We start from the raw sequence: 13,049 nt of genomic DNA, 5'->3' as shown, positions 1-13,049 counted from the left end.
GGGTATTAGCGATATTGGTTATTTTGAATTGGCAATAAAAAAGGACCGTTACGGTCCTTTTCTAAATGCGTTATCGCCGTTTTTAGCGATTATTTCGCTTCTTCTGCAAGAACAGCAAAACAGCGGTCAGCCGCTTCTAATGTGGCATCAATCTCTTTTGAACCATGAGCGAGTGAAGTAAAGCTCGCTTCAAACGCAGATGGCGCAAGGTAGACACCGTGTTTTAGCATTAAGTGGAAGAAACGCTTGAAGCGTTCTACATCGCACTTCGTTACGTCTTCGTAGCAAGTTACTTTTTCCTGGTCAGTGAAGAAGAAGCCGAACATACCGCCCACTTGGTTAACAACTAGCGGAATACCGTGTTTTTCTGCTAGAGACTTAAAGCCTTCAGCAAGTTGTTTCGTTTTAGAAGCTAGGCGCTTTTCGTTGCCTTCTTCTTTTAGAAGGTTCAAACATGCGTAGCCTGCTGCCATTGCGACAGGGTTACCGGAAAGGGTACCAGCTTGGTAAACTGGGCCTGTAGGTGCAACGTATTGCATCACTTCTTTACGGCCACCGAAAGCACCTACTGGCATACCGCCACCAATCACTTTACCCAGTGTCGTTAGGTCGGGTTTGATGTTGTAGTGTGCTTGCGCGCCGCCTAGAGCAACACGGAAGCCTGTCATTACTTCATCAAAAATTAGTAGCGCGCCTTCTTGATCACAGATTTCACGTAGCCCTTCGTGGAAGCCTTCCACTGGTGGAATACAGTTCATGTTGCCTGCTACTGGCTCAACGATGATACAAGCAATTTCGCCTTTGTTAGCAGCAAATAGCTCGCGTACAGAATCTAGGTCGTTGAATGTTGCTGTTAGCGTGTGCTTAGCAAAATCTGCAGGAACGCCAGGAGAGCTTGGTTGACCTAGAGTTAGTGCACCAGAACCTGCTTTTACTAGCAAGCTGTCAGCGTGGCCGTGGTAACAACCTTCAAATTTCATGATCTTGTCGCGACCGGTGAAGCCACGTGCAAGACGAATCGCGCTCATCGTAGCTTCAGTACCAGAACTTACCATGCGGATTTGCTCCATTGATGGAACAAGCTCAGAAACTAATTCTGCCATCGCGATTTCAAGTTCTGTTGGCGCACCGAAGCTAAGACCGCGTTGCGCTGCATCAATTACTGCTTCGCGGATAACTGCGTGGTTGTGGCCAAGAATCATTGGACCCCAAGAGCCAACGTAATCAATATACGCTTTACCATCGGCATCAAAAATCAGTGGACCGTCTGCTCGTTCGATAAATAGCGGAGAACCGCCAACGCCGTTGAATGCACGAACTGGTGAATTGACACCGCCAGGGATGGTTTGCTGAGCTTTTTGATACAGCTCTGATGATTTGGTCATGGGGTTATCCTCTTTTGATTGCTCGGACCAAGTGGAGCGCATTGTACCTAGCTATAATCAAGTTAGAAACGTTTTGCTTAATTTATGTGTTGTTTCGCAGTGTAATCTTATATATCCGCATCTGTTATAAAGAATCGGCGGCGAATACTTGAACGAGTTTGTCAGGTATTGGATAATCGTCTCAATTAGCACAAATTTGACGTCTTGCTTCAGGCTTGACGCATTACACGAGTGAGAGAGGTCTTCGTGAGCGAAGTAAACGTACCATTATCTTTTTCTGACGCAGCAGCATCTCGCGTTAAAGCATTGATTGCTGAAGAAGAAAACCCAGCATTGAAACTGCGCGTATACATTACTGGCGGCGGCTGCAGCGGCTTCCAATACGGCTTTACTTTTGATGAAAATGTAAACGAAGGCGATACGACAATCGTAAACAGTGGTGTAACACTGGTTGTAGACCCTATGAGTCTGCAATATCTCGTTGGCGGTATTGTTGACTACACAGAAGGGTTGGAAGGAGCGCGCTTCTTCGTAAATAACCCCAATGCAACGACAACATGTGGTTGTGGTGCATCGTTCAGTGTGTAATTAACACCTAACAGGCAGCTAATGGCTGCCTGTGCTTTATGTAGAAGGATGTCACGTAAAGCGCACGCTCGCAGATATGCAGAGAAATAATAAAAAGGACTTTATATGTCTGGACTTTCTTTTGGACGCCGAATTGTCGAGCGCCCTTGGCTAGTATCTCTTATCCTCGTCTTACTTCTTGTTGCATGGCTAACCATCGGCCAACTCAAAGCACAAGATGATCATCCTAACTCTTCAACATCCACGAACACGACACCACTTGCAAAGGTGATGTTTGATACTTTTCTTGCCGAACCTACCAGTAAAACCATTGAATTGTATGGACGAACAGCGCCCAATCGTCAAGCGCGTCTTGGCGCCGAAGTTGCCGGTAAAATAGTCAGTCTTAACATAAAGAAAGGCCAAGCGGTCAAACAGGGACAAGTGATCGCAAACATCGATAAGCGCGACCTTGGCATTCAACTTAAACGGGCCCAGGCGATGCTGTTGGTTAAAGAGAAAGAGTTTAATGCAGCTAAATCGCTAAAAAGTCGTGGACTGCAAGGTGAGGTTGCATTTGCGACAGCGCAAGCAGCGTTGGTAGATGCACGTGCGAATTTGAGTAACGTGCAAACGGCTTTAAGAAATACTGAGGTTAAAGCGCCATTTGATGGCATCGTAGAGCACCACTTTGTTGAGTTAGGTGATTTTGTCGGGATTGGCGATCCTATTGCGACGGTCATTGATTTGGATACTTTAGTGATTGAAGCCGATGTCAGTGAACGGCATATACAATACCTTAAGGAAGGCCTAGAAGCCGACGTAAGAACCATTAACCAACAGCATCATCAAGGTCGTGTGCGCTACATTGGACGTGTTTCTTCTGCTTCTACTAATACATTTCCAATTGAAATCGAAATTGATAATCAAGACGCAAGAATTTCTGCCGGTATGAGCGCAGAAGTACAGCTGCCTTTGAGTGAAGTGTTGGCGGTAAAGATTACGGCTGCCATGTTAGCACTAGATGAAGAAGGTAACTTAGGTGTCAAGACACTGCGTAATGAGCATGTTGAGTTTGTTCCAATTCAACTCGTTAAGGCCGAGGATGATGGTGTGTGGCTCTCTGGGTTAGGAGAGCGTGTAGACATTATCGTGCTGGGACAAGGTTTTGTGCGAGATGGTGATCAAGCACTGGCCAATAAAGTTGATGACGTAGTTCTTGAAGCAGCTAATGAGCAGTAAGGAGCACCTATGTACACTCTGATTGATGCTGCGTTATCTCGCGCTCGCACTATGCTGACATTATTGGTGATGATATTAATTGCAGGTGTCATTACTTACGTCACAATCCCCAAGGAATCGAGCCCTGATATTACCATTCCGATCATTTATGTTTCTGTTGGACATCAAGGTATTTCTCCTGTCGATGCCGAGCGTTTATTGGTTCGCCCAATAGAGCAAGAGCTGCGTTCAATTGAAGGCGTAAAAGAGATGACCTCTGTGGCATCAGAAGGTCATGCTTCGGTGACGCTGGAATTTAGTGTCGGAGTGGATCTTGATAAAGCGATGGCAGATGTGCGTGATGCGGTTGATCTTGCGAAGCCAAAGTTACCAGAGGACAGTGATGAGCCAACGGTAAACGAAGTCACGTTTGCATCTGAAGAGCCTGTGTTGACCGTTGTGCTCTATGGCACCGTACCAGAGCGAACCATTGTTCAGATTGCCAGAACGTTACGTGATCGTTTGGAAAGTTTCCGTCAGATTCTTGAGGTTGAAATCGCAGGAGATCGCGAAGACATCGTGGAGATAGTTGTCGATCCGCTATTGATGGAAAGCTACGGTCTCGATCAAGCGGATATCTATAATTTAATCGCCTTGAATAACCGAGTTGTGGCAGCGGGGTTTGTCGATACTGGGTATGGACGCTTTTCGGTAAAAGTCCCATCGGTTTTTGATTCACTGAAAGATGTGCTTGAATTACCGATCAAGGTGAATGGCAAAGAGGTGATCACTTTTGGCGATGTGGCGACAGTACGGCGTGCATTTCGCGATCCTGAAAGTTTTGCTCGTTTAGATGGCGAATCTGCCATCGTTTTGGACGTAAAAAAACGGGCAGGGGAAAACATTATTGAAACGGTTGAGTTGGTAAAAGAAGTACTGGCTCAGGGACAGAAGCGCGCCGAGTGGCCCGACAATTTGCAAGTTAAATACACTTGGGATCAATCCGACGATGTCAAATTGATGCTCAGTGATCTACAAAACAATATCTTATCCGCAATTATCCTCGTAGTTATCGTCATTATTGCCATATTGGGGGTTAGGACCGCGCTTCTCGTGGGGATTTCTATTCCAGGATCGTTCTTGACTGGGTTGTTGGTGTTATCGGTATTTGGGCTGACGGTCAATATCGTCGTACTGTTTGCTTTAATTATGGCGGTAGGCATGTTGGTGGATGGTGCCATTGTGGTGACAGAGTTTGCAGATCGGCGCATGCAAGAAGGAACGCCACGTAAAGAAGCCTATCGAGATGCAGCAAAGCGAATGGCCTGGCCTATTACCGCATCCACAGCAACCACATTGGCTGCGTTTGCTCCGTTACTTTTCTGGCCAGACATCACTGGTGAGTTCATGAAGTACTTACCACTTACTTTAATTGCTACCTTGGCCGCTTCGCTGATGATGGCTTTATTGTTCGTTCCTGTCATCGGTGGGATCATTGGCAAGCCTCAAGTAGTCAATCAGAAAGCTCAGCGAGAAATGGTGGAGCTGCATAACGGCAACTTTGAAAAAGCGACTGGCATTACCAAGCTTTATTACCAGACTCTGTCGGTAGCGATTCGTCATCCATGGAAAGTCTTACTCAGCGCGATACTGCTAGCGGCAGGTGTCGGCTTCACTTACAACAAAGCTGGCTTGGGTGCAGAGTTTTTCCCTGAAGTGGACCCTGCCTTTTTTACCGTTAAAGTTCGTTCTTATGGTGACCTGTCTATTCACGAAAAAGATGTTGTTATGCGCGAAATCGAGAAGGTGATGCTCGGTCATGACGAGTTTGAAAGTGTCTACACGCGCACAGGAGCGAGCGATAATGGGGACGAGATTGGCCAGATTCAAATAACGCCTGTGGATTGGCAGTATCGACGCAAAGTGAAAACCATTATTGAGGAACTAAAAGAGACGACAGACCGCTTTTATGGTGTTGAACTTGAGTATAAATTCCCGGACGCAGGACCGCCTGTCGAGCATGATCTCGTGATTGAAGTATCATCACGAAACTTGAGTGTTAGTGCGTTAGATGAAGCGGCCAAAAAAGTACGACATTGGGCTGATGGTAATCCTGCACTGACCAACTTGAGTGATACCACTAATAAGGAAGGGATTGATTGGCAAATTGATATCCAGCGAGATGACGCTTCTCGCTTTGCAGCGGATGCTACCTTAGTCGGGAATACCGTCCAGTTTGTTACGAACGGCTTGAAAATAGGCGATTATTTGCCCGATGATGCGGATGAAGAAGTCGATATTTTGGTGCGCTATCCGCAAGATAAGCGCGACATAGGTCGATTTGATCAACTGAGAGTGAAAACGGCAGCTGGTCTGGTACCGATTACGAATTTTGCTCAAATCAAACCAGATCATAAGCAAGACACTATTCGTCGGGTCGACGGTCATCGAGTTATCAATATTAAAGCGGATATGGTGGAAGGTTACAATTTGGCGCTTGAGTTACCTAAGATTGCCGCTGGAATGGAACAGCTCGACTTACCGGAAGGCATTGAATATAAGATTCGGGGTCAAAATGAAGAGCAGGAAAACTCATCAGCATTCTTGCAAAATGCTTTTATTGTCGCGCTTGGTGTGATGGCTTTGATTTTAATTACGCAGTTTAATAGCTTTTATCAAGCTTTCTTAATCCTTAGTGCAGTGCTGTTTTCTACCGTTGGTGTCTTCGCCGGGTTACTTATTTTCCAAAAGCCATTTGGCATCATTATGTCGGGAATTGGAGTGATTGCGTTGGCTGGTATCGTGGTAAACAACAATATTGTTTTAATCGATACTTATAATCAGATGCGTAAACGTGGCTTAGAAAAATCTGAGGCTATTTTGCGTACGGGTGTGCAGCGTTTAAGGCCCGTTTTACTTACGACGGTGACCACCATATTAGGCTTATTGCCAATGGTGTTAGAAATGAACATCGACTTAGTTAATCAGAAAGTGGAGTTTGGCGCACCAAGCACTCAATGGTGGTCTCAGCTTGCGACCGCTGTCGCGGGTGGTTTGGCGTTTGCGACTTTGCTAACGTTAATTCTGACACCGTGTTTGCTTATGCTCGGGAGAGAGCATCACTCCGAACAGTAAGCTTTATCGTGATGATATCGACAAAACAAAAAGGGCAGCTTCGCTGCCCTTTTCAATACCTGGCTTACTTCATTGCTAGCAGTTTGCTGTAGCGTTCAAGCTTGTCCATGCTAATTTTCGCGTTTGCCATGAAAGTTTGTCTCGCTTTGCCTGTCAGGGATTTAGATTGTGGCAAATTCACCGTGCGCGGGTTTTTATGGACACCATTCACAAGGAACTCATAGTGCAGGTGAGGGCCAGTTACACGGCCAGTTCCGCCAAGCGTACCGATGGTTTGGCCTTGCTTAACGCGTTGACCAGCTCGTACAGTACGTTTGGTTAAGTGCAGGTACTTGGTAATGTAAGTATTGCTATGTTTAATGAAAACGTAGTTACCATTAAATTTGTTGTAAGACGATTTTTGAACAACGCCATCACCAGCCGCCCAAATCGGGGTGCCCACTGGTGCTGCATAGTCCGTGCCTCTATGAGGACGAACGCGTCCCGTCACTGGATGTAAGCGGCGTGGGTTGAAATTAGACGAAACTCGACGGAAGTCCAACGGCGCGCGTAAGAATGCTTTTTTCATTGCACGCCCATTTTCGTCGTAATACTTGCCACTTTTCTGATCCAATATTGCGGTAAAGGTATCGCCTTGGTTTTTAAAGAGCGCAGCAATGATTTTTCCACGGCCGATTACTTCACCTTCTACCACTTCCTCTTGGTAAAGTACTCGGAAGCTGTCGTTTTTACGAATATCTAAAGCAAAGTCGATGTCCCAACCAAATATGCCAGCCAGTTCCATGATTTGGTTACCATTTAATCCAGAAGATATTCCTGCATTCCAAAAGTTTGATTTGATGGTGGCTTCAGCGTAGTTGTACTGGAAGTCGACTTCTTTTTTATCAACTTCAGAAACGTACTTGCCGTCTTTTAATGTGATACGAAAAGTCTCGAACGCGCTTAGTGTTCTTCTTAGCTGCACCAAGTTGTTATTTTCGTCAAAACCAAATTGCAATCGGTCACCAGGTCGAAGCCGAGTTAACTGTTTTTCCACTTCTTTGTCTGATGACACCAGTTCATGTAATAGACGAGCAGAAAGCCCTACGCGACTAAATAAGATGGCAGCACTCTCGCCATTTTTTACCTTGTATGTCTCCCAGCGTAGCACGGCGGGAACCGCAGGCGATGAACTATTTAGTGCACTGAGTTCGAGGGAAACTGGCACAGGATAATGTTGACCAACTTTTAATCGGCTCTGCTGCGGGTCTAGGTCTTGCGGATCAGGTAAAAAGAAGAGCGCGAAGATAATCAGCGCACTAAAAAAACCGATCAATACTTTGTGCAAGAGTGGAAGTCGGACAAAAATCGAATGCATGAGGTACTTGATTGCTAAATTAAACGGAAAAAGTGACAACTACCTAGTCTAACGTGTTTCAAAATGCATCGCTATTCAAGTAATATGTTCAGCTATTATATTTTTGCCAAATCTGTGGGAGTGAACAAGAATGGCGAGCATTGAAGCTGCACTAGCCGAGATTAAGCGCGGTGTTGAAGAGCTGATTCCAGAAGAAGAGCTAATCGCAAAACTAAAAGAAGACCGTCCTCTACGTATTAAATTGGGCGCTGATCCAACAGCACCTGACATTCACCTAGGACATACGGTTATTTTCAATAAGCTTCGCTTGTTCCAAGAACTAGGTCATGAAGTGACGTTCCTAATCGGTGACTTCACTGCAATGGTTGGTGACCCAACAGGTAAAAACACAACTCGTCCACCGCTAAGTCGTGAAGACGTATTGCGTAACGCTGAAACGTACAAAGAGCAAGTGTTCAAAATTCTCGATCCTGCAAAGACTAAAATTCAGTTTAACTCTGAGTGGCTGTCTGAATTGGGCGCAGAAGGTATGATTCGCCTTGCGGCAAACCAAACCGTTGCTCGTATGCTAGAGCGTGACGACTTTAAAAAGCGTTACGCGGGTGGTCAGCCAATTGCTATTCATGAGTTCATGTACCCACTTCTACAAGGTTGGGACTCAGTAGCAATGGAAACGGATGTTGAATTAGGTGGTACAGACCAGAAGTTCAACCTTCTAATGGGTCGTGAACTGCAAAAGTCTCACGGTCAAAAACCTCAGGTTGTACTGATGATGCCGCTTCTAGTGGGCCTTGATGGCGAGAAGAAGATGTCTAAGTCAGCAAACAACTACATCGGTATCAGCGAAGCGCCAAGCGAAATGTTTGGTAAAATCATGTCTATTTCTGATGACTTAATGTGGAGCTACTACGAGCTGCTCTCTTTCCGTCCTCTGGAAGAGATTGCTCAATTCAAAGCTGATGTAGAAGCGGGCAAAAACCCTCGTGACATCAAAGTATTGCTAGCAAAAGAAATTATTGCTCGTTTCCACAGTGAAGCCGATGCCGATGCAGCAGAGCAAGAATTCGTAAACCGTTTTGCGAAGAACCAAATTCCTGATGAAATGCCAGAGTTTGACTTTGACGCAGGTCGCCCAGTGAGTAATCTGTTGAAAGAAGCAGGCTTATGTCCATCATCGTCAGATGCGATGCGCATGGTTAAGCAGGGCGCTGTGAAGATTGATGGTGAAAAAATTGCGGACAGCAAATTTGCTCCAGAAGCGGGTACTTACGTGTTCCAAGTAGGCAAACGTAAATTTGCTCGTATTACTATTCAGTAATTCATAATGACTGCAAATGAAAGCGTCCGAAGGGCGCTTTTTTTGTATGAAAATTTAGCAAAAACGGCAAAGTAAAACTTCCATACCTGATGAACTTTGCTACTATACTTGCGCTGCCAATAATGGCAGCGCTATCGGAGATTTACATGAACAATACCGACCATCCTCCCAGTCGTTGGGTGAGTAAGATTAAGGGAGCGAAATAACCCGCTTCGGTATTGGCGATCTCCGCCTTACCTAAGTGGTGAGGCATCTTTTCTAATTTTCTTCTCGTTATTTCCTTCATACATTCTGAATAGACAGTGCATTCGCATTGGTTTTCTCTGTGCATCTTAATTGTTGTCTGACTTTTAGCGTGCAAGAGTGGCTTTTCATGCTTTGTCGATGGTCGTTACCAATGCCAATCGGGAGATTCGCCATGACGGTAATGAACAACACTTTTATTGAAACAACACCAAACTTTTCTGAAGTAGAAATTGGTGCAGCTCGCAATGCATTCTTGCAGTACGAGCAAGAGCAACAAGTCCATTTGCTTACGGTTATGCCTATTGATGAGGCTGTAGGTATTTTACAGCATTGCTCTGTCGGCTATGTGAATAGTCTTATTGCTCAACTTGAGCAAGCAGGTCATGACAAACGCGCACGTCATTATGCTCACCAACTGGGTCTGCATATGTCTGAAGTTGATACACCCGATGGTTATTTATCAACTAGTGTTTTAGGGCATGTAAAACAGCGTATTGGATGGATCATTGCGCTGGCTCTTTTAGGGATAGTGTCAGGCTTGATCATCGCTCAGTATGAGGACACCCTTAGTCAGCTTGTTTTACTTGCAGTGTACATGCCAGTGATTGCAGCTGCTGGTGGTAACACAGGAACACAAGCAGCAACTTTGGTGATTCGTGCTCTTGCTACTGGAGAGTTAAAAAAACGCCAATGGTTAGAAGTTTTGTGGAAAGAGAGCCGAGTCGCTCTATTTATTGCGCTAGCAATCGCTATCGTGATGATTGGACGCATTATGTTATTTAGTGCAGGACAATCAACAGGAGGCTTTGAACTGACCGATATCGCACTGGCAATAGCAGTTGCGCTGTTCATTCAAGTCACCATTTCTACAACATTGGGCGGGCTGTTGCCAATTATTGCACGAGCTTGCAAGTTGGACCCGGCCGTATTGGTGAGTCCAGTTCTTGCGTCTATCGTCGATATTTCAGGAATGTGGATTTACTTTAACGTGGTGAACTATTTCTTAGGTATTGCCTGACTAAAGTTCACAATGTCATTGTAAAAAAGCTGCTCAAAATGTGTAATCGGGGCGATGACAGGTGTGTTGTCGTCCCGTTTTTCTGGGAAGTAGTCTGAAACAAACTGAACAAAAATGGTGTTAGGTTGACCATTTTTATCCAAGCCATATCCAGCCATATTGTAAGTCCCGTAGATAGAGCCACTTTTCGCGATCAGCTGTCCTTTAATTGGAAGTTTTCGCATACTTTGTCGGTACTTTAATGTGCCGGATTCACCTGATTTCGGCATGATGGCAATCAATTTGAGTTCGTTTTCATGCTTCCAAATATAGCGCAGCATTTCAGCCATCTTGGTCGCGGAGATCCGGTTATTTCGCGAAAGTCCTGAGCCGTCTTCTAGGCGCGCATTACGAATATCAATACCAGTGTTGGCGAAAATGATCTGCTTGATCGCTTCTGTCCCGTTAGTAAAACTGCCTGGCTGAACGAAAAATTTAGCGCCAAGTGTTTTGGTTAATGTGTCGGCAATTAAGTTGTCAGAGTTTTTGAGCATATCTTCGAGAATGTCTGGTAAGGCTTTTGATTGATGCATTGCGATGAGCTTTCGCTGCTTTTCTGGCGCCGTACCGACCCTAATCTTTCCTGATACCCCAATGTTGAGCTCCTTGAGCAAAGCCGCCAACCTTTGACTGGTGTAACGCTCAGGGTCTTGAACCGCAAATTTCAGTGGCAATGGTTTGTCTCTTTCAACCAAGCACCCTGTTAGCTTGTAGTTGTTATCGGGATTTGCAACTAAACCTAAGTCACAATGACGACTTTTCTTAATGGTTTTAGAAACTGTTTCTACGGTACTTGTGACACGAATAGGTTGATGCTCTGGTACGTAGACCCGCGTTCCACCATCTTTTTGTGTATAGATAGAGGCTTGTACACAGTTGTTATTGAGTGTGATGGTCGATGCCGGAGCGCTGTAGCAAACTCCCAAGATATCCCATGGCCAGCCCACCGCACGGTTATAACCAGTGAATGCGCTGTTATCGAGCCATAGGTCACCGTTAATCCGTTTTAAGCCATTTTTCTTAGCTAGAGTGAGGAGTGATTTTAAGTCGTTGGTTTGGAGTGTTGGGTCGCCGACAAAGTAAATCACTGCATCTGAGTTCGACGTTTCCAGCTTGGTTCGAAACCGGAAATTATCACCCAGTTCTAGCTTTGCGGCTAATGCGGTGACGATTTTTAATGTACTCGCAGGTGGGAACAGTTGTTCGGTAGGATGAACACCGTCAAGCTCAGCATTTTCACTGAGTTTTTCCGCAACTAAACTGATGCGGGCGCCTTCAGGCAACACCTCTTGATGAGGGTACGCTTGTGAAAAAGCAGAAAGTAATGAAAAGAATATGAGCAAGGGCCAACGTAAACGCATAATGATACTTTCTAAGGTGAGTTATGTGATTGAGTATACGCAAGTCCTTTCAATATGCTAGGTAACTAAATAAATGCTTCAAATGTCTTCATGAATGAGACACGAGAGAAAGGCGCGCTGCTTAAAATGAAGTATAAAAAATGCCCGCTTAAAGCGGGCATTCGATATTCTAGTCAAAGACCGGAATTAGAAGTCGTAACGTAGACCTAGAGCTAGCTCGTCTTCAGCATCGATCTTAGTTGCAACTGTTTTGCTAGTGTCAGTTGAACCAAACTTGTCACCTGCATCAATCAGGTTGAAGTTGTAAGAAATGTAACCACGGAAGTTAGGCTTGAAGTAGTAAGAAGCATCAACAGCGAAGTTGTTTGCAGAAGTTTCGTTGTTAGTTTCTGCATTGTTGTATGATGTTGTAAATACTGTTTGGCCTAGAGTGTAAGCACCCGCTAGCTCGTAACCAGTGTAATCAACTGTGTTACTGTTGTTTGAATCTTCCATTTTCTCGCCGTCAGTGAATACACCAGCGAAGTAAAGATCAGACATTGTGTAAGATGCAGCTAGCATGTACTCGTTAGCTTTGTCTTGATCTGCGTAACCAGCACCTAGCTCAAGACCAGTGTCAGCTAGAGCGTAGATTGCAGATAGAGAGTAACCGTCTTGTTTGTTGTCGTAGTACTCACCAGTGTTTTTGTTTTCCATACGATCAGCGAAGCGGTAGCTTGCTTTTACGCTTAGGTTTTCAAACTGGCCTTTGTAAGCCATCATGTTGTCTGTACGGTCTGATACAGCTAGTTTGTCTGCTGCAGAGTTACCGTGGTAAGCCATGATATCTGTGAAGTCAGTGATAACGCCTAGTGCACCTTCAGTTTTACCGTATGCGAACTCACCGTAAGCACCGCCAAGACCAGCGTAAGCAAGACGAGTTTCTAGATCGCTCTTGTCGTCGCCGTCTACAGTACCGTTTTGAGCAGTCTCAAATTCACCTTCCCAGAAACCAACACCGTATAGGTTGTCATTGATTTCTTGTTTACCAAGGAAGTTTAGACGGATGCGAGATTTGTCTTGAGCGTCGCCATCTTTCATAGATAGACGTGCTTCAGCACGGCCGCCCATTTCTAGAGAAGTACCGTCTTGGTTGTAAAGTTCAGCTGCGTTTACGCCAGTTGCCATAGCTGCTGCAGATACAGAAAGAGCAATTAGAGTCTTTTTCATCTTATTTGTCCTAGTTAGCTGTCCATAATCATTGTTGTATGGGGGAGAGGTGATCTCTCACAAGTTGTTGGTCCAAAATTGGCTAATTGAGCGATATAGTTCGCACTTGTAAGCCATTGATCTAACAACTCGCTGGACATGTTTTACTGCTAAAGTTTCCGTATGAGTTAGTAAAATGATATAAATCCCACTG

At 45.1% G+C, this 13,049-nt stretch carries 9 protein-coding genes; 5 read left to right on the top strand and 4 right to left on the bottom strand.

The window, feature by feature from the left end; translation table 11 throughout:
- Positions 1-89: 89 nt before the first annotated feature.
- Positions 90-1,385 carry a glutamate-1-semialdehyde 2,1-aminomutase gene (gene hemL / locus R7Z78_RS11150; protein ID WP_005380032.1) on the bottom strand — a complete coding sequence of 432 codons (1,296 nt, stop codon included), beginning with the start codon at positions 1,383-1,385 and terminating at the stop codon, positions 90-92.
- Between the two features lie 246 nt (positions 1,386-1,631).
- On the opposite strand from hemL, the gene erpA reads away from it, so the two are divergent.
- The 3 genes from erpA (at position 1,632) to vmeK (ending at position 6,308) form a co-directional block, all read left to right on the top strand.
- Positions 1,632-1,973 (top strand): iron-sulfur cluster insertion protein ErpA, encoded by a 342-nt coding sequence (gene erpA, locus R7Z78_RS11145; protein ID WP_005380031.1) that lies wholly within the window; start codon positions 1,632-1,634, stop codon positions 1,971-1,973.
- A 105-nt stretch (positions 1,974-2,078) separates the two neighbouring features.
- Positions 2,079-3,194, top strand: a complete 1,116-nt coding sequence (locus R7Z78_RS11140) for an efflux RND transporter periplasmic adaptor subunit (RefSeq protein WP_104975566.1) — start codon at positions 2,079-2,081, stop codon at positions 3,192-3,194.
- A gap of 9 nt (positions 3,195-3,203) precedes the next feature.
- The gene (gene vmeK, locus R7Z78_RS11135; protein ID WP_104975565.1) at positions 3,204-6,308 is read left to right on the top strand and encodes a multidrug efflux RND transporter permease subunit VmeK; all 3,105 of its coding nucleotides are present in this window, start codon (positions 3,204-3,206) and stop codon (positions 6,306-6,308) included.
- Positions 6,309-6,372: 64 nt separating this feature from the next.
- On the opposite strand, the gene R7Z78_RS11130 is transcribed toward vmeK, so the two are convergent.
- Complete coding sequence (locus R7Z78_RS11130; protein WP_104975564.1) at positions 6,373-7,665, bottom strand: peptidoglycan DD-metalloendopeptidase family protein; 1,293 nt, start codon at positions 7,663-7,665, stop codon at positions 6,373-6,375.
- Between the two features lie 130 nt (positions 7,666-7,795).
- Here R7Z78_RS11130 and tyrS point away from each other — a divergent pair, with 130 nt between their 5' ends.
- Positions 7,796-8,983, top strand: coding sequence for a tyrosine--tRNA ligase (gene tyrS / locus R7Z78_RS11125; RefSeq protein WP_017820416.1), 1,188 nt, complete (start codon positions 7,796-7,798; stop codon positions 8,981-8,983).
- 418 nt (positions 8,984-9,401) lie between these two features.
- Positions 9,402-10,247 (top strand): magnesium transporter, encoded by an 846-nt coding sequence (locus tag R7Z78_RS11120; RefSeq protein WP_005380062.1) that lies wholly within the window; start codon positions 9,402-9,404, stop codon positions 10,245-10,247.
- Here the strand turns inward: R7Z78_RS11120 and dacB are convergent.
- A complete protein-coding gene (dacB, locus tag R7Z78_RS11115) occupies positions 10,226-11,647 on the bottom strand; it encodes a serine-type D-Ala-D-Ala carboxypeptidase (protein ID WP_104975563.1) in 1,422 nt (473 codons plus the stop codon). The genes R7Z78_RS11120 and dacB overlap by 22 nt on opposite strands.
- 186 nt (positions 11,648-11,833) lie before the next feature.
- Positions 11,834-12,856, bottom strand: coding sequence for a porin (locus R7Z78_RS11110; RefSeq protein WP_005380064.1), 1,023 nt, complete (start codon positions 12,854-12,856; stop codon positions 11,834-11,836).
- Between the last annotated feature and the right edge of the window lie 193 nt (positions 12,857-13,049).

This window comes from Vibrio sp. 1167, assembly GCF_033340375.1.
In the GTDB taxonomy this organism is placed as follows: Bacteria; Pseudomonadota; Gammaproteobacteria; order Enterobacterales; family Vibrionaceae; genus Vibrio; species Vibrio alginolyticus.
Note: the sequence above shows the minus strand (reverse complement) of the source record. Positions and strands in the feature narration are given on the sequence as shown.

What these genes read in the sequence shown, in the direction of transcription:
- hemL (WP_005380032.1), bottom strand. Translation starts at nt 1,385, where the DNA reads ATGACCAAATCATCAGAGCTGTATCAAAAAGCTCAGCAAACCATCCCT.
- R7Z78_RS11140 (WP_104975566.1), top strand. Translation starts at nt 2,079, where the DNA reads ATGTCTGGACTTTCTTTTGGACGCCGAATTGTCGAGCGCCCTTGGCTA.
- vmeK (WP_104975565.1), top strand. Translation starts at nt 3,204, where the DNA reads ATGTACACTCTGATTGATGCTGCGTTATCTCGCGCTCGCACTATGCTG.
- R7Z78_RS11130 (WP_104975564.1), bottom strand. Translation starts at nt 7,665, where the DNA reads ATGCATTCGATTTTTGTCCGACTTCCACTCTTGCACAAAGTATTGATC.
- tyrS (WP_017820416.1), top strand. Translation starts at nt 7,796, where the DNA reads ATGGCGAGCATTGAAGCTGCACTAGCCGAGATTAAGCGCGGTGTTGAA.
- R7Z78_RS11120 (WP_005380062.1), top strand. Translation starts at nt 9,402, where the DNA reads ATGACGGTAATGAACAACACTTTTATTGAAACAACACCAAACTTTTCT.
- dacB (WP_104975563.1), bottom strand. Translation starts at nt 11,647, where the DNA reads ATGCGTTTACGTTGGCCCTTGCTCATATTCTTTTCATTACTTTCTGCT.
- R7Z78_RS11110 (WP_005380064.1), bottom strand. Translation starts at nt 12,856, where the DNA reads ATGAAAAAGACTCTAATTGCTCTTTCTGTATCTGCAGCAGCTATGGCA.